Here is a 20,052-nt window from a genome sequence, read left to right as displayed (position 1 = left end):
CGGGCTCGTGACCACCACACAGCGCCGCGGATTCAACGATGCGATCACGCGCTTCTGGAGTTTCGCCGCACCGGCCTACGACCAGGGCTGCCTCCAACGGTGGGTATACCGACCCGCCCAGGATGAAGTGATCGCCCAGCTGCAGCAGCGCGGTGCCCGTCAGGTCGCCGATATCGCCTGCGGCACCGGCATCCTGGCCGACCGTATCCAGCGTGAACTGCTCCCCGACGAGGTCTACGGCCTGGATATGTCCGACGGCATGCTCGCCCAGGCGGGCAAGCGGTCCGATCAGGTGCGGTGGAAGTCGGCCCCGGCCGAGGAACTGCCCTTTGCGGACGGCTTCCTCGACGCGGTGGTGACGACCTCGGCGTTCCATTTCTTCGACCAGCCCGCCGCGCTTGCGGAGTTCTACCGGGTGCTGGCCCCCGGCGGCATGGTGGCGGTGACGACGATGAGCCCCCGTGGGACCTTCCTGCCGCTGCACGCACTGTCGGCCGACCTGGGCGCACCCGCGCACAGCCCCACCGAGAAGGAGATGCGCGCGCTGTTCGAGGCGGCCGGATTCACCGTCGCCGAGCAACATCGGGTCCGCCGGCCGGTGTGGATACCGATGTCCGACGTCATCACCGTGGGGGTCAAGCCGACGTGACCGAGAACGACGACAGCCAGCCCCAGATTCGCGGTCCGGTGCAACTGCGCCGCGAACGTTGCATCACCACGACCGCCGACCAGCGCCTGCTGGACCGGCGCGGCCCCAGCGATTGGGTGCACACCGATCCGTGGCGGGTGCTGCGCATCCAGGGTGAGTTCGTCGACGGCTTCGATGCGCTCGCCGAAATGCCGAAGGCGGTAACGGTTTTCGGGTCGGCCAGGACGGAGCCGCATTCGCCGGAGTACCGGCTGGGCGAGGAACTGGGCGTCGCGCTGGTGCAGGCGGGCTATGCGGTGATCACCGGGGGCGGCCCGGGCTCCATGGAGGCGGCCAACCGCGGCGCCAGCCAGTCCGGCGGCTACTCCGTCGGACTCGGTATCGAGTTGCCCTTCGAACAGCGCCTCAACCACTGGGTCGATCTCGGTATCAACTTCCGCTACTTCTTCGTCCGCAAGACGATGTTCATCAAGTACGCGCAGGCGTTCGTGTGCCTGCCCGGCGGATTCGGCACCCTCGACGAGCTGTTCGAGGCGCTGACCCTGGTGCAGACCCACAAGGTCACCAAGTTTCCGATCATCCTGATCGGCGTCGACTACTGGTCGGGTCTGGTCGATTGGATCCGCAACACGGTGCTGCGCGAAGGAAAGATCTCCGAACCCGACCTGGCCCTGATCCACTGCACCGACAGCGTGGCCGAGGCCGTGGAGCTCGTCGCCGCGTCGACGCGGTAGCCGACGGCCGACAAACCTCAGCCGAGGTCGACGACCACCGGAGTGTGATCGCTGGGTGCCGTGGTGCCCTTCTTGGGGCGACGCTCGTCCTTGGCGATCTCGGCGTGGGTGACCCGTGCGGCCAGGCCGGGGGAGCCGAGGATGAAATCGATGCGCATGCCGCGGCGCTTCTGGAACGCCAGCTGGGTGTAATCCCAGTAGGTGTAGATCCCCGGGCCGGGCGTGAAAGGCCGCACCACATCGGTGAATTGGGCATCCTGCATGGCCTGGAAGGCAGCCCGCTCGGGCTCGGAGACATGCGTCTTGCCGTCGAACGCGGCCATGTCCCAGACATCTTCGTCCTGCGGCGCGATGTTCCAGTCACCCACCAACGCGATGGGCTGCTCCGGGTCGTCCTTGAGCCAGCCGGTGGCGGTATCCCTCAGGGCGGCAAGCCAATCCAGCTTGTAGGCGAAATGCGGGTCGGCCAGCGAGCGGCCGTTGGGCACATACAGGCTCCACACCCGCACCCCGCCGCAGGTGGCGCCCAGGGCGCGTGCCTCGGCGATGGCGTCCTCCTCGGGCTTGCTGCTCCAGGTCGGTTGACCCGCGAACCCGATCTCGACGTCGTCCAGGCCGACGCGGGAGGCGATCGCCACGCCGTTCCACTGGTTGAGCCCGACGTGCGCCACCTCGTAACCCAGCGCCGCGAACGGCATCATCGGGAACTGCGCGTCGGTGCACTTGGTTTCCTGCATGGCCAGCACGTCGACGTCGGCGCGTTCCAGCCAGTCGACCACGCGGTCCACTCGGGTTCGGATCGAGTTGACGTTCCAGGTGGCCAGGCGCATGGGGGTAGACCCTATCGGGTCAGTGTGAGCCGAGGGCATCGTCGGCAGTGACATAACGGGTTTGGTGGTGCAACCGGAAACCCAGCGAGGTGTACAGCGCGATGGCCGCCTGGTTGTCCACCTCCACCTGGACATAGGCCTGCCGGCCACCCGCCTCGGCGCCCCAGGACAGCAGTGCCTCGCACACCGCCAGGGCGTGGCCTCGGCGGCGGTGGGCGGGGGCGACGCGGACCGAGGAGATGCCCAGCCAGGCCGTGCCGTCCGGTGCGTGTGTCACTGCGCCGCGGCCGACCGCGCGATCGGGCAGCGTCGCGAAGGTCAGCTGCCCGTCGACGACGGCGGTCAACACGTCGACGGGGACGTCGCGTTCGTAGCTCCGGCGCCACTGGGCGTCCGGTTGCTGCGCCAGCGTGACGCTCGGCGTCGAGGGTTGCGCCGGCGTGACATTGGGCGCGGTGGCCGCGAGCGCGAGGGGTCGCACCATCACCCGGGCCGGCTTGATCCCGGGGGTGCGAATCGGCAGCAGCCGCTCGGGCAGGGCCAGCCAGGCCGGCAGGTCACGTTCCCGGTACCAGTCCCGCACCGCGTCCAGGTCGGCGATCTGCGCCGACACGTCCAACGGGATCGCGGAGTTGGCGCGGCTGGTGATTCCGCGTCCGGCGCGCAGCAGCCAGCCGCCCAGCCAGTGCTGCTCGACACCCGGCCACGCCAGTGCCGCCGCATGCTCGAGCGCGCGGATCTCCGAGGCCCGCACCGGGGCATGGGACAGCTCGCGCACGCTGACGATGTCGGTCGGCGCGATGTCCACGAGCGCACCGTCCTTGGTGCGGATCAGCACCGTCGGCTCCCGTTGTTCGAGGTGTCCGATGACGTCGGTGAGCGGCTTGGCCGACCCGACGGGCAGCTGATACCGCAGGCTGACGCGGGACCCGAGCGCGGGTAACTCAGACATCGGTGAGCGGCCTCAGTGGCCGAACGGGTCGGGATCCTCGCCGGGCATCCACGACAGCCCGGGAACACCCCAGCCGTTGCGCTTGACGGTCTTCTTCGCGGCCCGCGCGTGCCGGCCCACGAGGCGGTCGATGTAGAGGAATCCGTCGAGGTGCCCGGTTTCGTGCTGCAGCATCCGGGCAAACAAGTCGGTGCCCTCGAGCGTGACCGGGGAACCGTCGGCATCCAGGCCCGTGACCCGTGCCCAGTCGGCCCGGCCGGTCGGGAAATTCTCGCCCGGCACGGACAGGCAGCCTTCCTCGTCGTCGTCGGGGTCGGGCATCGTCTCGGGAACCTCGGAGGTCTCCAGTACCGGGTTGATGACGACTCCGCGACGCCGCGTCACCTGGCCGCGTGTCGGGGCGCAGTCGTAGACGAACAACCGCTTGGCCACACCGATCTGGTTGGCGGCCAAGCCAACCCCGTTCGCCGCGTCCATGGTCTCGAACATGGTCTGGATGAGGTCGGGCAGATCCGCGGGCAGCGAGCCGTCCGGGCCGACGGGCACCGGCTCGGTCGGTGTGTGCAGAACGGGATCCCCGACGATGCAAATTGGTACGACGGCCATGGGGGAAGCTTAAGGTGGCAATCCTTCACACCCGACTCGCGGGTTTATGTGTCAGCCCAACCCAGCAAGCCGTGGTTGAATAATCGCCGAACCACAGCGATGTTATTTCTCAAGTGTCGGAAGGGTCCAGGGAGCAATATGGACGGCGCCATGGCGCGGACTGAGCAATCCGGGGACGACTCTGACCTGGGTGACGGGCTCACCCGGCGCGAGCACGATATTTTGGGCTTCGAACGCCAGTGGTGGAAATACGCCGGCAGCAAGGAAGACGCGATCAAAGAGCTCTTCTCGATGTCGGCCACCCGGTACTACCAGGTGCTCAATGCGTTGGTGGACCGTCCCGAGGCGCTGGCCGCCGACCCGATGCTGGTCAAGCGGCTGCGGCGGCTGCGGGCGAGCCGTCAGAAGGCGCGCGCTGCGCGGCGACTCGGCTTCGATATCACCACCTAGAGGTCACGGGATGAGGCATCGGGCGGTTCGCTCGATACAGTGGTGCCGATGAATCAGCGAGACTCCTCCGGGTTGCCCCTACGTGCCATGGTGATGGTGCTGTTGTTCCTCGGGGTCGTGTTCCTGCTGGTCGGCTTCCAGGCGCTCGGCTCCGACGACGACTCGACGGATCAGTCGTCGTCCGTGTCCACCTCGTCCTCGACGACCACCACGAAGACATCGGTAAAGGCCGCACCCGCCCCCGAGACCAAGGCCGACGTGCGGGTGTACAACATCTCCGACGTGGCAGGTGCCGCCGAGACCACGGCCAACCGCCTGCGTGAGGTGCACTGGAATGTCACCGAGACCGGCAACCTGACGTTGGAAGGCGTCGCCGGCACCACGGTGTTCTTCGGTGACACTCCGGGCGAGAAGGAAGCTGCCGAAGCCGTGGGCAAGGCGATCCAGGCGCCCGTCGAACCGCGACGCCCCGAACTTCTCGAGCAACCACCGGGCGTGATCGTAGTCGTCACCGGCTAGGCTTTGGGCCATGCTGAAGCCCGTCAGTGTTGCCGTCCTGTTCGCTGCCCCTGTTGTCGCGTTGAGCGCCTGCAGCCCTCCCGGCCAGGTGCCCTCCGACACGCCCGGTACCACCCCGGCGATCTGGACCGGATCGCCTTCGCCCTCGGCCGCTCCCGGTGAGCACGGCAGCGGGCACGGTGCGCCGGGCCCCACCGGCGGCGAGACCCTGACCGCAGAACTCAAGACCGCCGACGGCACAGCCGTGGCCACCGCCGACTTCCAGTTCGCCGACGGCTTCGCGACCGTGACCGTCGAGACCACCACTCCGGGCAAACTGGCTCCCGGATTCCACGGTCTGCACCTGCACTCGGTCGGCAAGTGCGAGGCCAACTCGGTGGCCCCGACCGGCGGCGCACCCGGCGACTTCAACTCCGCCGGAGGCCATTTCCAGGTGCCCGGACACACCGGACATCCCGCCAGCGGTGACCTGAGCTCGCTGCAGATCCGCGCCGACGGCTCGGGCAAGCTGGTGACCACCACCGACGCGTTCACCGCCGAGGATCTGTTGGCCGGCTCCAAGACCACCATCATGATCCACGAGAAGTCGGACAACTTCGCCAACATCCCGCCGGAGAAGTACCAGCAGGTCATCGGCGGAGCCCCCGGCCCCGATCAGGCGACCATGGCCACCGGCGACGCCGGAAGCCGGGTGGCGTGCGGTGTCATCGGCGCAGGCTGACAGCCGCATCGATTTCGCCGGGTCACCCCGGCCCACCGTCGGCGTCGAGTGGGAGTTCGCTCTCGTCGACGCCGACACCCGCGATCTGAGCAACGGCGCCGCCGAGGTGATCGCCGAGGTCGGTGAGACCCCGCATGTGCACAAGGAATTGCTGCGCAACACCATCGAGATCGTCACCGGAATCTGTGCGAACACCGGTGAGGCGATGGATGACCTGCGGGGCACGCTCGGCCCGGTGCGCAAGATCGTGCACGACCGCGGCATGGAGTTGTTCTGCGCGGGCACCCATCCGTTCGCGAAATGGTCGGCGCAACAGCTGACCGATGCGCCGCGGTATGCCGAGCTGATCAAGCGCACCCAGTGGTGGGGCCGGCAGATGCTGATCTGGGGTGTGCACGTGCACGTCGGGATCTCCTCTGCCCACAAGGTGATGCCGATCATCTCCTCACTGCTCAACCACTACCCGCATCTGCTGGCGCTGTCGGCGTCCTCTCCGTTCTGGGACGGTGAGGACACCGGATATGCGAGCAACCGGTCGATGATGTTTCAGCAGTTGCCCACCGCCGGCCTGCCGTTCCAGTTCCAGGCCTGGTCGGAGTTCGAGGGTTTCGTCCACGACCAGAAGAAGACCGGCATCATCGACCACCTCAACGAGATTCGTTGGGACATCCGGCCGTCACCACACCTGGGCACCATCGAGGTGCGGGTGTTCGACGGAGTGTCGAATGTGCGTGAGCTCGGCGCGCTGGTCGCGCTGACCCACTGCCTGATCGTCGATCTGGATCGCCGGCTCGACGCGGGCGAGCAGTTGCCGACGATGCCGCCGTGGCATGTGCAGGAGAACAAGTGGCGCGCCGCCCGGTACGGGCTGGACGCGGAGATCATCCTCGACTCGGACAGTAACGAGCGGCTGGTCACCGAGGATCTCGACGAACTACTGAATCGCCTTGAGCCGGTAGCCGAGTCGTTGGGATGCGCCGACGAGCTGGCCGCGGTGACCGACATCTACCGCGGCGGCGGCTCCTATCAGCGGCAGCGGCGCGTGGCCGAGGAGAACGACGGCGACCTACGCGAGGTCGTCGACGCCCTGGTCGGCGAACTCCAACTGTGAGGGTGAGGGGTATGGGCGATGGCGACCGTGGTCGAGGCGATCAACAACAAGGTTCCGGGCTGACTTCCCTGGGGTGAATTGCCTTGTAGTACACCGCGATATACGGCCAGGCCTGCATCGCGGTCACCCCGTCCAGGCCGCGGATGCTCTCGTCGAGGACGTTGAGCAGATGCTCGTCACGGGCCGTCACCACCTCGGCCAGGACGTCCCAACGCCCCGCGGTCAGCGCCACATACGACACGGACTCCAGACGGGTCAGCGCCTCGGCGACCCGCTGGGCGCCGGACCGGCCGTCGGTGCGGATCGCCACCCAGCTGCTGTGCCGGTAACCGAGGCGCAGTGGGTGGGCGATGCACATCACCCGGGCCGCGCCGGTGTCCACCATCCGGCTGTAGCGCGAACGGATGGTCGTCTCGGACAAGCCCAGTGCGGAAGCAAAGTCGCGGAAAGCGGCCCGGCCGTCGACGGCGAGCCGGGTGAGGATCGCCCGGTCGATGTCATCGAGCGGGCGCGGCCGCACCGCGCCGTCAGCGAGCGCACCGGACAGCCGGGCCTGCTGATAGTGCAGCCGCAGGTAGGGGAGCAACTCCACCGAGCGCACCCCCGGCAGGGCCGCGATGCGGCCGAAGGCCACATCGTGCAGTTCCCGGGCGTCGGTGCAGACCAACTCCGCCACCACCCCGTACGGTCCCGTCGTGGCCGTCACGTAATCGGCTTCGGGTAACTCGGCGATCTCGGCGGCGAGTTCGACCGGGGTACGCGATCCGTCGACGGTCAGCAGGGCCAGACCCAACGCGTTGAACCCGAGGACGGCCGGATCGGTGACCGCGGCGACGGTCATGTACCCCTCGCTCAACAATCGCGAAACACGGCGTCGCGCAGTCTTTTCGGTGATTTCTGCCCGACGACCCAGCTCTGCGTAGGGGATGCGGCCGTCGGCCTGAAGCAGTTCGATCAACTGGCGGTCGACCGCGTCGAGGTCGGTGTAGCCCGGATCGGACAGCAGCGTGCGGGCTCGCTCAAGCTCCGCTGACGGTGACATCACCCGAGGCTACCGGCTCGTGCACATTGACCAAACCGCAGGCGAGGACGATTCTGGCCCCATGACGGTGTCACCGATGTTTCCTCTCGAAGTGGCGATGCTGCCCGGTCAGGAGCTGCCGCTGCGGATCTTCGAACCGCGCTATGTCGCGATGGTGGGCGACTGCATGGCCACCCCGGAGCCGTCTTTCGGGGCGGTGTTGATCTCGGCCGGTCGCGAGGTCGGCGGCGGTGACCGTCGGTGCGACGTCGGGGCCCAGGCCTTGATCGTGGACTGTCAGGAGTTCGGGGTCGGCAAGTACCGGCTGTTGTGTGTGATGGGTGAGCGAATTCGGGTGCAGCGCTGGCTCGACGATGACCCGTACCCGCGGGCCGACATCGAACTCTGGCCCGATGAACCGGGTGAGCCGGCGGACAACGCCCGGATCAGCGACGTCGAAGACCGGATGGTGGCATTGCTCGACCTGATCGGGCAGGCCCGAGGCACGCCGATCCGCAGCCGCGAGATCGTGGAGTCCGCCGGCCTCGACCCGGAGAACCGCCTGTACGCCTTGGCAGCTCGGCTGCCGATGGGCCAGGCCGACCGCTATTCACTGTTGGCCGCTCCGTCGGAGGCGGCCCGCGTCGAGGTGCTCAGCGAGGCCGTGGATTCGGTCACCGCGATGGTGGAGTTCCAGCTCTCGGAGTAGCCGCGCGTGATGCTTCGCGTCGGCAGGGCTGGTTACCGCGAATATGCCTCGGTCAGAACACCTTCGACGAACTCAGTGGACATGGTGCCCTCGGTGGTATCGGCGGGCAGGACGCGGTGATAGCGCGCCATCAGGTCATCGGCAGGTAATGCCGCCGCGTCCCAGCGGTGTTCACTCAGCCAGTCGGGGACATAGGCGCGGTCCTCGATGAACCACAATCGTTCCGGATCCGGCATGTCGTCGCCCGCGTCGGCGGCCCGGGCGCGCATCTGCTCGATGCGCTCACGGCGAAGCGCCAGGTGTTCTTCGGAGAAGAACGTGTCGCTGAACGCCTCGACGGCGATCCGGCTGTCCCGTGCCGACAGTGCGGTGATGCGCTCGAACAGCAGGTCCTGTGCTTCGGCGGGCAGGTAGGGCAGTAGTCCCTCGACTGACCATGCCGTGGGTTCGGCGGTATCGAAACCCGCGTCCTGCAAGGCTTTCGGCCAATCCTGACGCAGGTCGATCGGAACCGCGACATGCCTGGCCTTGGGCGCCACCCGATGCGCGGCCAGGACGTCCTCCTTGAACTGCAGCACCTGCGGCTGATCGATCTCGAACACCACGCTGTCGTGCAGCCAGGGCAACCGCCAGGCCCGGGCATCCAGTCCGGCCGCCAGGATCACCGACTGGCGGATACCCGCAGCACCCGCGGCGACGAAGAACTCGTCGAACCACTTGGTCCGGGAGGCGGCGTAATTGCCGATGGCTCGGATCCGCTGGGCCATCGCGCCGGCGGGTGGGCGCCAGCCCTGTGCGACGGCGGCATCGAGAAACATCTGCGCACACGGGTCGGTGAACAACGGAGTGTCGGATGCGGTCTCGTGAGCGCGGGCCATCGCCACCCCGAGCGCGGTGGCACCCACGCTCTCGGTGATGTCCCAGCTGTCGTCGTCAGTTCTCGTCATCGCTGTCAGTCTGCCCGAACTCGGTCAGCTCGTCGCGGGTCAGCAGGTCATCGCGGATGTTCTGTTCCTGATACGCCAATTGTCCGACGCGATTGGCGATCACCGGTGCGGTGATCACGGTGAACAACCCGGTGAGGATCACCATGCCGATATCGGCGTGGCCGCGCAGTCGGATCGCCGCACCCGCCAGTACCAGCAGCAGGCCGAGTACCTGCGGTTTGGTGGCCGCGTGCATGCGGGACAAGGTGTCGGGGAATCGGACCACTCCGATGGCTGCCGTCAACGACAGAATCGACCCACTGAGAATCAGTACGGCGGTGAGGATATCGAGGACGTTCATCGCTGCCCCCGCGGTGGCTGCGGCCGTGGATGTCGCCGGGGCCGGGGGTCGTCGATGTCGCGCACGCGGAACCGGGCCACGCTCACCGACCCGACGAAGCTGATCAACGCCAGCGCGGTCAGGCTGTAGGTGACCGTGGTGTCGAGGCTGAAGGCCGCCCAGGTGCCGATGCCGCACATCGTCACGGCGATCAGGGTGTCGAGCGCGACCAGTCGGTCCAGGGTGCTGGGCCCGGCCAGCACGCGGAACATGGTGATGGTGGCGGCGGCAGTCAGCATGACTGCGGCAACGATCCAAACAGTGGTCATGCGTGGCCCGCCCCCCGCTCGGCCGACGGCTGCCAATCGCTCTCCCGCTCGAAGGCCGCCACCAGCAGGCGCTGAATCTGGTCGACCTGACGGTAGAACCGCTGCACCGTGCTCTCCGAGCCGACGTCGATGACGTGCATGTAGAGAATGCGGCGGGCCTGGTCGATCTCCAGCACGATCGTGCCGGGAATCACGTTGAAGATGTTGACGGCCAGAGCCAGCACCAGATCTGACTTCAGAGCCGGCAGGTTGGCGCGCAGCACGGCGACCAGTGGTGGCGGGCCGGGCCGGATAGCCATCCAGGCCACCTGGAACGACGACAACGCCAGGTAATAGCCGACCACCACGATGAGTTTCAGCAGTGACAGCGGATGGAGCTTGCCTTCAACCGGCACCGACGGCATCGGCAGCAGCACCGTGATGACGAGGGCGACTGCCAGCCCACTGGCCACATTGCCGGCCGTGACCTGGCCCCACAACAGAACCCAGACCAGAATGAGGAAACACACCAGCCAGATCCGCAGCACGAAATGCCTCATCGAGACGTTCCCCCCAGCACCGCAGAGACATACTGCCCGCGGTCGAGCACCTCGGCGGCCGAGCGTTCGGTGTAGGCGAAGATCGGTGCGGCCGCGACGGTCAGCGCCAACCCCACGGCGATCAGCGCAGCCGTCGGCACCAACATGCCCGCGGGCATCCGTCCCACACTGTCGCGGTCGGCGTACTCGATGTCCTCGATGTCGTCGAGCAGCACCGCAGGCGCCGCCCCGGCCAGGTGCCCTTCGGGAGCGTCGGCCCGGGCCCGCCAGAACGCCTTCGTCCACACCCGAGCCACCACGTACAGGGTCAGCAGGCTGGTGACGACGCCGCCGGCGACCAGTGTCCAGGCCAGTGCCGACCCGTTCTCGGCGCCGGCCTCCATCAGCGCCACCTTCCCGATGAAGCCCGAGAACGGCGGGATACCACCCAGATTGAGCGCCGGGACGACGAACACGAACGCCAGCACCGGGCTGGCCGTGGCCAGCCCACCGAGCCGGTGCAAGGTGGACGCCCCGGCCTGACGTTCGATCAGTCCGACCACCAGGAACAGCGTGGTCTGCACGACGATGTGGTGGGCGACGTAGTAGATCGCACCGGCCATTCCCAACTGGTTTCCCAGCGCGACCCCGAACACCATGTAGCCGATGTGGCTGACCAGGGTGAACGACAGCAACCGCTTGATGTCACTCTGCGCGATCGCGCCCAGGATGCCGATGACCATCGTCAGCAGACCGGCCACCAGTAACACCGCGTCGAGGCTGCCACCGGGGAACAACAACGCGTGGGCCCGGATGATCGCGTACACACCGACTTTCGTCAGCAACCCGGCAAACACCGCAGTCACCGGTGCCGGCGCCGTCGGGTACGAGTCGGGCAGCCACGCCGACAGGGGGAACACCGCCGCCTTGATGCCGAACGCCACCAGCAGCACCGAGAACAGCGCATTGCGGGTGCCGGCGGGCACATCGTCGAGGCGCACGGCCAGCTCCGCCAGGTTCAGTGTGCCGGTGGCGGCGTACACCAGGGCGATGCCGATCAGGAAGATCAGCGACGACACCATCGACACCATCACGTACGAGATGCCGGCCCGGACCCGTTCCTCGCTGGCGCCGATGGTCAGCAGCACGAAGCTCGCGGACAGCAACACCTCGAAACCGACGAACAGGTTGAACAGGTCCCCGGCCAGGAACGCGGTGCAGACACCGGCCGAGAGCACCAGATAGGTGGGCATGAAGATCGACACGGGTTGGCGTTCGTCGCCGTCGCGGATGCCCTGCCCGATGGCGTAGGCGACCACCGCCAACAGCACAATCGCCGACACCAGCAGCATCATGGCCGAGAGTCGGTCGACGACGAGCGTGATGCCCAGTGGCCCCATGCCAGGCACGGTCTGGCCCCAGCCGCCGACGTGCAACACCAAGGTGCCGTCGCGGTCGGCCAGGTAGACCAGCGCCGCACACACCGCGACGACGGCGACGAGCGCGAGCTGGGTGATGAGCCGCTGCAAGTGCGGACGACGACCGGCGACGAGCGTGAGCGCCGCGGCCAGCGCCGGGATCAGCACCGGCAACGGGATCAACGCCTGGGCGGTCATTTCGAACCCTCGAATCCGGGCAACGCATCGAGTTCGTCGGGGGCATCGGTGTCGCGACTGATGTCGGCCTGGGGAATCTCGTCTTCCTCATCTTCGGCCTCGCGCTGCTGCGAAACGCGGGTGTCCTCGGGGTCGTTGCTGACCTCTTCGACGGTGGTCAGTCGGTAGGACCGGTACGCCAACGCCAGGACGAAGGCCGCGATGCCCATGCTGATGACGATCGCCGTCAAGATCATGCCCTGCGCCAGCGGGTCAGCCGTGGTGGTGGCGCCATTGCTGGTGCGTCCGCGGATCGGTGGATTGCCACCTGCCCCGCCCACCGTCAGGATCAGCAGGTTGACGGCATTGCCGGCCAGCAACAGGCCCAACAGCATTCGGGTCAGGTTGCGCTCGAGCAGCAGGTACACCCCGGCGCTGGTCAGACCGCCGATGAGGATCAGCGGAATCAGGACGGTCGTCATCGCGCCACCGCCTTCGAGGTTGCGGGAGCACCGGCCGTTTCCACGTCCACCCGCGCACCGAGGCTGCGCAGCACATCGAGCACCAGACCGACCACGATGAGGTACACACCGAGGTCGAAGAACAGCGCGGTCACGAGCTTGACGTGGCCGAACACCGGAATGTCGAACTGCAACACCGCCGAGGACAGTGCGGGCGCGCCCAGCAGGATCGAGGCGACGGCCGTCCCGGCGGACAGCCCCAGCCCGGTGCCCAGGATCTTGCCCGCGTCCAGCGGCAGCGTCTCGCCGAGCTCGTAACGCCCGCCGGCCAGATAACGCAACACCAGCGCCAGGCCGGCGGTGAGCCCGCCGGCGAATCCGCCGCCGGGCGTGTTGTGCCCGGCGAAGAAGAAGTAGGCCGACAGCACCATGATGAGCGGGAAGATCATGCGGGTGGCGACTTCCAGCACCAGCGACCGGTACCGCGGATCGCGCATTTCCGAGCCACGCAGCCAGGTGACGTCGCCGATCGCAGGGCTGTAGGCACCGACCGGACCGATGTCGGGTTGGCCCGCGGCCGTGCTGACCCGCGGGGCGGCACCGAACCGACGGTGCCGGAACACCAGTGAGGCCACACCCGTCGCGGCGACCAGTAGCACCATGATCTCACCCAAGGTGTCCCAGGCGCGGATGTCGACCAGCAGCACGTTCACGGTGTTGGCGCCGTGCCCGCGGTAGTAGGCCGCATCCGGCAACAACTCGGCGATGCCCGCGCCGGTGCGGGCGGCCATCGCGTAGACGGTCAGGGACGTGACGGCCGCACCGACTGCCAGCGCCAGCAGGATCCGGGGAAGGCGGTGGCTGTTGATCGCTTCGGCGTCGGCCTCGGCCGGCAGCGTCCGCAACACCAGCACGAAGATCACCAAAACCAGTGTCTCGACCAGGAATTGGGTCAGGGCCAGATCCGGGGCGCCGTGGAAAGCGAAGATCGCGCCGCATCCGTAGCCGGTCACACCGACCAACAGCACCGCGGCCAGGCGGTTGCGCATCATCGTCGCGCCGATCGCCGCAGCCAGCATCAGCAACCCGACCACCACGACCAGCGGCGAGTCCCACAGCGCGAAACCCGGTCGGTCGCGGGGGCCGAGCACCAACGTCGCGACCGGCAACGCGACGAGCGTGCACAGGATCACCGATTGCGTGGCCGGCAGCGAACCTCGCTGGGTCGACCCGGTCAACCGCAGCGAGAGCACGTCCAGGCCACGGATGGTGGCGTCGTACATGCGGTCGGCGTTACCCAGTGGCTGGTAGGCCAACCGGGCCCGGGGCAACCGGGTCCGTGCGATGAACGCGGCGGTACCGACTGCCAGCACGACGGCCGAGAGCAGGAGCGGAAGACCCGGCCCGTGCCACAGCGCCAGGTGGTAGCCCGACCCGCCGGGCAGGGTGCCTGCGTATTCGTTCAGCACCGCGTCCATCCCGGCGGGCCACAAGCCGAAGACCAGGCCGGCGATGGCGAGGAGGGCGGGTGCGGTCAGGAAAGTGGCTGAGGGACGGTGCATTTCGGCAACTCGGGTGCTGGGTTGCGACGCACCCTTGGTGGCGAATGCGCCCCATATGAACCGCAGGCTGTAGATGGTGGTGAACACCGAGCCGATCACGATGCAGGTCAACACATATGGTGCGGCGGCACCGAGAGCGGGGCTGTGCGCCACCGTCTCCAGGTCGGCCTCCTTGGCGACGAACCCGAAGAACGGGGGCAGGGCCGCCATGCTCGCGGTGGCCCCGACAGCGATGGCGAACAACGGTCGGTGGTGGCGTCCCAGCCCGGCCAACCGGCGGATGTCGCGGGTGCCGGTGGCGTGGTCGATCACGCCGACCACCATGAACAGCGCCGCCTTGAACATCGCGTGCGCGCACAACATGGCCAGCCCGGCCAGCATCATGTCGCTGCCGCCCGCGCCGACCATCACGGTGATCAGGCCCAACTGGCTCACCGTGCCGAACGCCAGGATCAGTTTCAGGTCGTATTCGCGGACCGCCCGCCAACCGGCCAGCAGCATGGTCGTCAGGCCCAGCCCCACCACCATGGGACGCCAGAACGAGGTGTCGGCAAACCCGGGCGTCATGCGTGCCACCAGGTAGACCCCGGCCTTCACCATGGCCGCGGCGTGCAGATAGGCGCTCACCGGGGTGGGCGCAGCCATGGCGCCCGGCAGCCAGAAGTGCAGCGGCACGATGGCCGATTTCGACAGGGCGCCGACGAGGATCAGCGCCACTCCGACCGCGGCGGCCGTCCCGGTCGGGGGAGCAGCGATCAACTCGGACAGTAGGTAGGTGCCGGCCAGGTTTCCCAGCACGACGATGCCGACCAGCATGGCCAGGCCGCCGAACGTGGTCACCAGCAGGGCCTGGGTCGCGGCCCGGCGACTGGTGGCCCGCTCGGCGTAGTGGCCCACGAGCAGGAACGACAGGACCGTCGTGGTTTCCCAGAAGATGTAGAGAACCAGCATGTTGTCGCTGATCACCAGGCCGAACATGGATCCGGAGAACGCGACCAGCTCGGCCGCGAAGCTGGGCAGCCGTTTCTCGATGCGGCCGTCGTGGTGATGGAAATACTCGCCGCAATAGAAGATCACGACCGCACCTACCGCCAGGACCAGCACACTCATGATCGCCGCGAGAGAGTCGAAGCGCAGCGTGATGTCCATCGACAGCCCGTCGACCCACGGGATGTTCAGGGTGGGGACCCGCTCATCGTTGGGCCAGTTCAGGGCGACCCAGGCCAGCGAACCCAACGGGACGAGTGCCAGTGGATAGAACGCCATCCGCCCCCATTTGGCCACCAGAAGCGGCGCCAGCGCGGTGGCGACCGCGTGGGCGAGCAGAACGGCAAGCATGGCACTCCGATCGGGTTGGGGTCGGGGTGTCGGCTGCCGATGAGCGCTTGCGCGAAGAGCATCGGCATGAGTGGCAATGGCTTTTCACGCATTCTACGTGGGCCGTTATGGCGACCAGTAGCCTGCGGTGGCTTCCTGCTCGGCCAGCGCCAGGCACACGTGCACGCGACTGCGGTCTGCGTCAGCCGTCGCGCCCCAGCCTCCGGATCATGCTGCGACGTCTGGTTGTGGACGTAGTTGTCGCGCAATGCGTGTGAGCGTTCGGCGCACGGCCACCACGTGGGCTCCCGAGCTGATCACCAGCGCGCGGTAGATCTTCCCGTGGATACCGGGGAAGGCCGCCCAGGTTTGTGACCGCACCCGGGTGCGATGGGGGCCGAGCTCGTCGAGTTCGAACACCCACTCGTAGATCGCGAAGGGGTGGCGGCCCTTGAGAACCAGGCGATGGCGCGGAGTGCACTCGCCGATGGCGAACCCGAACGGGGCGCGCGGTTCGACCGGGTCGCGGCACAACGTGCGTAGGACGGCGGCCCATGTCGTGGCGGCGTCGGCGTCGACGGTTATGGCATGCTCATCGATATAGGGTAAACGTTCCATATAGAAGGACTGTACTAGATCATGGCGCCTCCGCGGAAGCATGAAACCGACGCGATTCTGGATGCGGCGCGGGCATTGGTGCTCGGCGAAGGGCCCAGGGCGGCAAGTGTTGCCGCGATTGCCAAGGTCAGTGGGGCGCCGGCGGGAACCCTGTATCACCGGTTCGGCAATCGCAATGGAGTGCTGGCCGCGGCCTGGTTGCGGGCGCTCGAACGGTTCCAATCCCAGGCGATGGCGGCGTCCGGGGCGGACGCCTTGGAAGCGGCGGTCGCGATGGGTGTGGCCGCCGTCGGTTTCGCCCGCGAGGTTCCCGAGGACGCCCGGTTGCTGCTCACCCTCCGACCCCGTGACCTGCTCGACGGCGCTCCCGATGCGGAATTCACCGCGACGCTGGCGGCGATGAACGCCCCACTCATGGCACGCCTACGCGAACTGGCGCGCGGTATCTATGGTGACGACGACGCCCGCACGATGGATGCCATGTCGCGAGCCGTCGTCGACCTGCCCTACGCAGTGGTGCGGCGCTACGCCAACGATGCCGAGTTGCCGCCGTGGGTGGAAGAAGACCTGGCCGACGCCATCCGGAAGCTGCTGACGGTGTAGCGGATTCGTCACGGCCCGGCGCTTGGGTGTCGTTGTGCCCGCCTATCAGCGACAATCGAGCGACAATCGCCACATCCATCACCCCGGCAACTGTTGTCACAGGGTCGTCGTTTACTCGCATCACTGCGGCCTCATTGGCCTCGTGCGCAACGGTTTTCGGGTTGCCCACCTATCAGCGACAGTGTCGCTGTCAATCGGGCGGTGGGCTGGTGGGGCTGTGGAGGTCTCAGGTGCGCACGAGTCGGATGTGGCCACCTGCCCTGAGGTCAGTGCTACGCCTGTGACTCAGGAGACGATTGTCGCTCGATTGTCGCTGATAGCCGGGCAAGTGCAGTAGGCCCTCGGCAGCCGTGGCGCGTGGGGCATGTGTGACTCGCGGCCGGGATGCGCCCCGGCCGGAACCATCACCGCCCGGCGGCGAACTCCCGCAAGGACGCCACCTGCTCGGCCTCCAATGACGGCCGCACGGCCTCACGAGCTTTGGCGACATCGGCGGCGGTGACGTCGGCCGCATCGATGGACCGGCGCATCGCCGTCAACGCCGCCTCGCGCAGCAGTGCCACGCAGTCGGCTGCGCTGTAGCCGTCCAACTCGGACGCCAGGGCATCGAGATCGACCTCCGGGGCCAGTGGGATGGACTTTCCCGCGGTCCGCAGGATTTCGCGACGTGCCTCGGCATCGGGTGGTTCGACGAACACGAGTCGCTCGAGCCGACCCGGCCGCAGCAGCGCGGGGTCGATAAGGTCGGGGCGGTTGGTCGCGCCCAGCACCACGACGTCGCGCATCGGTTCGATGCCGTCGAGTTCGGTCAGCAGGGCGGCCACCACGCGGTCGGTCACCCCGGAATCGAAGCTCTGCCCGCGTCGCGGAGCCAGCGCGTCGATCTCGTCGAGAAACACCAGTGACGGTGCCGAATCCCTGGCCCGAGCGAACAGTTCGCGCACGGCCTTCTCGGATGAGCCGACCCATTTGTCCATCAGCTCAGCGCCTTTGACCGCGTGCACGGAGAGCTTTCCGGAGCTGGCCAGTGCCCGCACCACGAAGGTCTTGCCGCAACCGGGCGGACCGTACAGCAGCACACCGCGCGGGGGCTCGACGCCGAGGCGCTGGAACGTATCCGGATGCTGCAGCGGCCACAACACCGCCTCGGTGAGTGCCTGTTTGGTCTCGACCATGTCGCCGACGTCGTCGAGTGTCACCGAGCCGACCGACACCTCCTGGGCCGCCGACCTCGACAACGGTCGGATCACCGTCAACGCCCCGGTCAGATCCTCCTGCCACAGCACCGGCTCGTTGCCGTCGGCACTGGCTCGCGACGCTGCCCGCAGCGCTCCCTCGCGGACCAGGGCGGCCAGGTCGGCAACTACGAAACCTGGTGTACGGTCGGCAATTTCGTTCAGATTGAGATCGGCGGACGGAACTCCCCGCAGCAGCACCTCCAGCAGTGCCTTTCGGGTGGCGCCATCGGGCAGGGTGAGGGCGAGCTCGCGGTCGCAGAGGTCCGGCGCCCGTAGCCGGGAATCCACCCCGACAGGCACCGCCGACGTCGCGACGAACGCCACGCCGCGGGTGGCGACGGCCTCACGCAACTCGCCGATGATCAGGGCGGCGACCGGCTCGGGAGCCCGGTCGGCGGGGGCGGCCGGGAGCAGCGCGTCGACGTCGGAGATCAGTAGGACCCCGCCGTCGTCGCGCACGGTAGCGACCGCGGCGGACACGCGGCTGAGCCGGTCGTCGGCGGCCAGCGCCCCCACTTCGGGGCCATCGAGCTCCACCAACCGCCGCTCGGCGCACACCGTCCGCACCATGGTGGCCTTGCCGACGCCGGCCGGACCGGTCACCAGGACGCCGAGATGTGGTGTTGCCCCGAGCTTTTCAAGGAGCTGGGGTTCGTCGAGGGACAACTTGAGCCAGTCGGTGAGCTTGCCGGCCTGGGTGTGGGAGCCCTTGAGATCGTCGAAGCTGACCGCAGGCTCGGCGCGGGCGGGGCTGACCGTGTGTGCGCCGGTGGAATCCGACGACCCCGGCCCGGCACTCTCAAGGCCGGACCCCCACGACACCACCGAATTCGGTTGGATACTCACGGGTCCGGCCGGATCGACACCGGTCACCGTCAGCAGCTCCGAGGTCCAGGTGATGCCCACCGAGGAGCCCAGCGCCGCGGCGGCCGCCGACGTCGAGGTGCCCGGCCCCAGATCGCGGGGCAGCAGCGACACCGTGTCACCGACCGTCATCACCTTGCCCAGCAGCGCCTGGCGCAGCGTCGCCGACGAGATCGATTCGGTCGCCAGCTTGGACCCGGTCACCGTGACCGCGCGGGCGCCGTACACCGTCACCGGCGCCACGATCACGGGGGTGTTCTCCCGTACCCCGGCGTTGGACAGTGTCACGTCGTCGAGCAGGGCGGTCCCGGTCGGGGTGCCGCCGGGGGCCAGACCGACGACGGCGGCAGTGGTACGGGATCCGGTCAGTGACACGGCATCCCATTCGCGGATCCCGAGGGCGGCGATGGCCTCGGGATGCAGCCGAACCACCCCGCGACGCGAGTCGAGTGCCGAGGTGTTCAGCCGGGCGGTCAGGCGCAGATGTCCGAGTGCGGGTTCGTCGTCGACCTCGATCTGCGACATGTCAGCGGCCCGGCTTCCGCAGCCCCAGGCGTGCCATCGAACGCCGGTGCGGCTGGGCCCGGCGAGTCGCGCGACGGGTGGCGCGGCGCTGCTGCGGCTTGTCGTCCCAGGATTCGGGGTGGTTGGCGACCCACTTCTTGGTGCGGATCGCGAATGGAATCTGGATCACGTAGGCCACGATGATCACCATGATGACGATGTAGCCGTAGAACACCGATGCCGCCACGCCGATGCCGACCAGTGCGAGCAAGGGCGCCACCATGTTCGGCGGCACGGAGAACGTGTGGATCTTGCGCATCGGGATCCGGCTGACCACCAGGAGCGAGACGCCGATCATCCAGATCGACACCGCCCACTCGCTGGTCCACCAGCCTTCACCGAACTGCATCTTGGCGGCCAGCAGACCGATCGCGCCGATGGCACCCGCCGGGGCGGGCATGCCGACGAAGTACTCCTTCTCGTACACGGGCTGGTCCACGTCGAGCAGCGCATTGAACCGCGCGAGCCGCAACACGATGCAGACCGCGTACAGCAGCACCACGATCCACCCGATCCGGGAATGCGACAGCAGGGTGCCGTAAACGATGAATGCCGGTGCCACACCGAAATTCACCGCGTCGGCCAGCGAGTCGATCTCCTCGCCCATCTTGGAGGTGGCGTTGAGCATCCGCGCCACCCGGCCGTCCAGCCCGTCGAGAATCGCCGCGACCGCCAGAAACGCCATCGACTCGGTGGGCCGGTCGTCGAGTGCCATCTTGACTGCCGACAAGCCCAGGCAGATGGCGGCCACCGTCATCGCGCTCGGCAGCATCCGCACGGAGAACGGCGGCGATTTCATGCGGCCCTTGATCAAC

Annotated in this window: 22 protein-coding genes; 8 read left to right on the top strand and 14 right to left on the bottom strand. The window is 67.8% G+C overall.

The features are described from left to right. The first annotated feature begins 7 nt into the window (after positions 1-7). Together G6N44_RS14230 and G6N44_RS14225 are read left to right on the top strand one after the other, a co-directional pair. Complete coding sequence (locus tag G6N44_RS14230; RefSeq protein WP_163664975.1) at positions 8-649, top strand: class I SAM-dependent methyltransferase; 642 nt, start codon at positions 8-10, stop codon at positions 647-649. Then, the gene (locus G6N44_RS14225; RefSeq protein WP_163664973.1) at positions 646-1,383 is read left to right on the top strand and encodes an LOG family protein; all 738 of its coding nucleotides are present in this window, start codon (positions 646-648) and stop codon (positions 1,381-1,383) included. The genes G6N44_RS14230 and G6N44_RS14225 overlap by 4 nt, the downstream gene beginning before the upstream one ends. Positions 1,384-1,400: 17 nt before the next feature. Here G6N44_RS14225 and G6N44_RS14220 read toward each other — a convergent pair whose 3' ends face one another. Genes G6N44_RS14220 through G6N44_RS14210 form a run of 3 tightly spaced genes read right to left on the bottom strand, consistent with a single transcriptional unit; the run spans position 1,401 to position 3,771 of the window. Beyond that, positions 1,401-2,213, bottom strand: a complete 813-nt coding sequence (locus G6N44_RS14220) for an exodeoxyribonuclease III (protein ID WP_163664971.1) — start codon at positions 2,211-2,213, stop codon at positions 1,401-1,403. Positions 2,214-2,232: 19 nt separating this feature from the next. Then, positions 2,233-3,165, bottom strand: a complete 933-nt coding sequence (locus G6N44_RS14215; RefSeq protein WP_163664969.1) for an N-acetylglutamate synthase, CG3035 family — start codon at positions 3,163-3,165, stop codon at positions 2,233-2,235. Positions 3,166-3,177: 12 nt separating this feature from the next. After that, complete coding sequence (locus G6N44_RS14210) at positions 3,178-3,771, bottom strand: peptide deformylase (RefSeq protein WP_163664967.1); 594 nt, start codon at positions 3,769-3,771, stop codon at positions 3,178-3,180. A gap of 138 nt (positions 3,772-3,909) precedes the next feature. Between G6N44_RS14210 and G6N44_RS14205 the strand changes: the two genes are divergently transcribed. The 4 genes from G6N44_RS14205 to G6N44_RS14190 are packed head-to-tail and all read left to right on the top strand — an operon-like array spanning position 3,910 to position 6,572. Further along, positions 3,910-4,221, top strand: a complete 312-nt coding sequence (locus G6N44_RS14205; protein WP_163664965.1) for a nucleoid-associated protein NapA — start codon at positions 3,910-3,912, stop codon at positions 4,219-4,221. A 48-nt stretch (positions 4,222-4,269) separates the two neighbouring features. Beyond that, a complete protein-coding gene (locus G6N44_RS14200) occupies positions 4,270-4,740 on the top strand; it encodes a LytR C-terminal domain-containing protein (protein ID WP_179964378.1) in 471 nt (156 codons plus the stop codon). Positions 4,741-4,750: 10 nt separating this feature from the next. Then, on the top strand, positions 4,751-5,461 hold the full coding sequence (gene sodC, locus G6N44_RS14195; protein WP_163664961.1) for a superoxide dismutase[Cu-Zn]: 711 nt from the start codon (positions 4,751-4,753) through the stop codon (positions 5,459-5,461). Beyond that, a complete protein-coding gene (locus tag G6N44_RS14190) occupies positions 5,442-6,572 on the top strand; it encodes a glutamate--cysteine ligase (protein WP_163664959.1) in 1,131 nt (376 codons plus the stop codon). The genes sodC and G6N44_RS14190 overlap by 20 nt, the downstream gene beginning before the upstream one ends. A gap of 40 nt (positions 6,573-6,612) precedes the next feature. On the opposite strand, the gene G6N44_RS14185 is transcribed toward G6N44_RS14190, so the two are convergent. Beyond that, positions 6,613-7,614 (bottom strand): Lrp/AsnC family transcriptional regulator, encoded by a 1,002-nt coding sequence (locus G6N44_RS14185; RefSeq protein ID WP_163664957.1) that lies wholly within the window; start codon positions 7,612-7,614, stop codon positions 6,613-6,615. Between the two features lie 61 nt (positions 7,615-7,675). Between G6N44_RS14185 and G6N44_RS14180 the strand changes: the two genes are divergently transcribed. Next, entirely contained in the window at positions 7,676-8,302 is a 627-nt protein-coding gene (locus G6N44_RS14180; RefSeq protein ID WP_163664955.1) for an LON peptidase substrate-binding domain-containing protein, read from the top strand. Positions 8,303-8,334: 32 nt separating this feature from the next. Here the strand turns inward: G6N44_RS14180 and G6N44_RS14175 are convergent, their stop codons facing one another. The 8 genes from G6N44_RS14175 to G6N44_RS14140 all read right to left on the bottom strand — a co-directional run bounded on the left by G6N44_RS14175 (position 8,335) and on the right by G6N44_RS14140 (position 15,968). Next, a complete protein-coding gene (locus G6N44_RS14175; protein ID WP_163664953.1) occupies positions 8,335-9,249 on the bottom strand; it encodes an SAM-dependent methyltransferase in 915 nt (304 codons plus the stop codon). Further along, positions 9,236-9,589: a monovalent cation/H(+) antiporter subunit G gene (gene mnhG, locus G6N44_RS14170; protein WP_163664951.1), complete on the bottom strand. Its 354-nt coding sequence runs from the start codon at positions 9,587-9,589 to the stop codon at positions 9,236-9,238. The genes G6N44_RS14175 and mnhG overlap by 14 nt, the downstream gene beginning before the upstream one ends. Next, positions 9,586-9,897, bottom strand: coding sequence for a monovalent cation/H+ antiporter complex subunit F (locus tag G6N44_RS14165; RefSeq protein WP_163664949.1), 312 nt, complete (start codon positions 9,895-9,897; stop codon positions 9,586-9,588). The genes mnhG and G6N44_RS14165 overlap by 4 nt, the downstream gene beginning before the upstream one ends. Further along, positions 9,894-10,436 carry a Na+/H+ antiporter subunit E gene (locus G6N44_RS14160; RefSeq protein WP_163664947.1) on the bottom strand — a complete coding sequence of 181 codons (543 nt, stop codon included), beginning with the start codon at positions 10,434-10,436 and terminating at the stop codon, positions 9,894-9,896. Before G6N44_RS14160 ends, G6N44_RS14165 begins: the two co-directional genes overlap by 4 nt. Further along, the gene (locus tag G6N44_RS14155; protein WP_163664945.1) at positions 10,433-12,031 is read right to left on the bottom strand and encodes a Na+/H+ antiporter subunit D; all 1,599 of its coding nucleotides are present in this window, start codon (positions 12,029-12,031) and stop codon (positions 10,433-10,435) included. Before G6N44_RS14155 ends, G6N44_RS14160 begins: the two co-directional genes overlap by 4 nt. Further along, positions 12,028-12,492, bottom strand: a complete 465-nt coding sequence (locus G6N44_RS14150; RefSeq protein ID WP_163664943.1) for a Na(+)/H(+) antiporter subunit C — start codon at positions 12,490-12,492, stop codon at positions 12,028-12,030. Before G6N44_RS14150 ends, G6N44_RS14155 begins: the two co-directional genes overlap by 4 nt. Further along, positions 12,489-15,371 (bottom strand): Na+/H+ antiporter subunit A, encoded by a 2,883-nt coding sequence (locus tag G6N44_RS14145; RefSeq protein ID WP_163664941.1) that lies wholly within the window; start codon positions 15,369-15,371, stop codon positions 12,489-12,491. Before G6N44_RS14145 ends, G6N44_RS14150 begins: the two co-directional genes overlap by 4 nt. A gap of 207 nt (positions 15,372-15,578) precedes the next feature. Beyond that, a complete protein-coding gene (locus tag G6N44_RS14140) occupies positions 15,579-15,968 on the bottom strand; it encodes a hypothetical protein (protein WP_163664940.1) in 390 nt (129 codons plus the stop codon). Between the two features lie 21 nt (positions 15,969-15,989). Between G6N44_RS14140 and G6N44_RS14135 the strand changes: the two genes are divergently transcribed. Then, entirely contained in the window at positions 15,990-16,571 is a 582-nt protein-coding gene (locus G6N44_RS14135; RefSeq protein WP_163664938.1) for a TetR/AcrR family transcriptional regulator, read from the top strand. A gap of 404 nt (positions 16,572-16,975) precedes the next feature. Here G6N44_RS14135 and G6N44_RS14130 read toward each other — a convergent pair whose 3' ends face one another. Both G6N44_RS14130 and pssA read right to left on the bottom strand, forming a co-directional pair. Beyond that, on the bottom strand, positions 16,976-19,198 hold the full coding sequence (locus tag G6N44_RS14130; protein WP_163664936.1) for an AAA family ATPase: 2,223 nt from the start codon (positions 19,196-19,198) through the stop codon (positions 16,976-16,978). A 1-nt stretch (position 19,199) separates the two neighbouring features. Continuing rightward, a complete protein-coding gene (pssA, locus tag G6N44_RS14125) occupies positions 19,200-20,051 on the bottom strand; it encodes a CDP-diacylglycerol--serine O-phosphatidyltransferase (protein ID WP_163669936.1) in 852 nt (283 codons plus the stop codon). Position 20,052: the final 1 nt, after the last annotated feature.

The sequence above is a fragment of the Mycolicibacterium alvei genome, from assembly GCF_010727325.1.
In the GTDB taxonomy this organism is placed as follows: Bacteria; Actinomycetota; Actinomycetes; order Mycobacteriales; family Mycobacteriaceae; genus Mycobacterium; species Mycobacterium alvei.
The sequence above is the reverse complement of the archived record's forward strand: the minus strand, read 5'-3'. Positions and strand labels throughout refer to the sequence as shown.